General features: G+C 39.6%; 1 protein-coding gene. It reads right to left on the bottom strand.

Features of this window, described 5'->3' with window-relative positions; translation table 11 throughout:
* The coding region (locus tag QO182_RS19485) for a transposase (protein WP_371563740.1) at positions 1 to 1,168 on the bottom strand (1,168 nt) is incomplete at both ends.

Raw genomic sequence — 1,168 nt, 5'->3', positions numbered from 1 at the left:
TTCCTGATAGCGTTTGTTATTTTCTTCAACGCCTTGCGCGTACTCGCTCCGATCGATTTCTCTTCCTGCTGGTCTAGCGGTACAAAGGTGTTTTACGGGACATTCCCTGCAGGCTGGGGTTCGGTATTTTTTAAATTGATACCCGCTTTGTTCTGTGCGCCCACTTTTTTTATGCCATCTTCCTGTGGTTTTTAAAGTCTCTCCTTGGGGACAAGTATAGCTGTCGTTTGCTGTATTGTATTTAAATTTGGCTACCAAATAATCTGGTTGCGTTACGCTTTCTTTGCTTGTTCCTGGCGTAGGATGGGCTACAATGGTGGTGATGTTATTATTTATGCATTGGGTAATTTCCCTTCCATTATGGTAGCCTTTATCCACCAAAACGGTGAAAGTATCTACGCCTAAATTTTCTTTTGCTTCCAAAGCGATAGCCCCTAAGGCGTTAAGATCGTTGCGGTTTATGGTGTGAGTAGCTACAACTAAGTTATGCTTATTATCCACTGCTGCCTGGATATTATAGCTTATCTCAACTACTACTCCTTGAACTAAAAGTGCTCTAGCATCTTGATCAGTGGTACTTATTTGAGGTTGTCCACTCCCTTTTAGTTTTTCTTCTAGAAGTTCATAGCGTAACTTATTCTTTTTTAATCGCTCTATTTTTTCTGCAATCTTACTTACTGTAATGCTATTTTCCTGTAGATCATTTTGGGCCAATTCGGCTAGATATTCTTGGGTTCGCTCTTCAATATACATTAAATGTCTCTCAATTTTCTTTTGATTGAAGTTTGCTTTCTTACTGTTATGCGCTCTACTTTTTGTGCCATCAATAGCGATGGTTTCACATCCAATCAAGTCAGCATCTTTAAGAAAAGAAACAAAGAGTTTGAACAGATTCTTTAATCCCGATGGATTCTGCTTTCTAAAGTCGGATATGCTATGGTAGTTGGGTATGATTGCGCATAAAAGCCATTGCAATTCGATATTGCGAGCGCACTCCTTTTCTAGCTTTCTGGAGCTCCGCAGCCCATTTAGATAACCATACAAATAGATTTTAAGAAAGATTTTAGTATCAAAGCTCGGGCGACCTTCCCCTTTAATGGTTTGAACAGAAAAACCTAAAGTTTGTAATGACAATGCTTCGACAAAAGCATCGATAAAACGAACGGGG

This window comes from Flavobacterium sp. Arc2 (assembly GCF_041431385.1).
Taxonomy (GTDB): Bacteria; Bacteroidota; Bacteroidia; order Flavobacteriales; family Flavobacteriaceae; genus Flavobacterium.
This window is presented reverse-complemented; position numbering and strand designations above follow the sequence as displayed.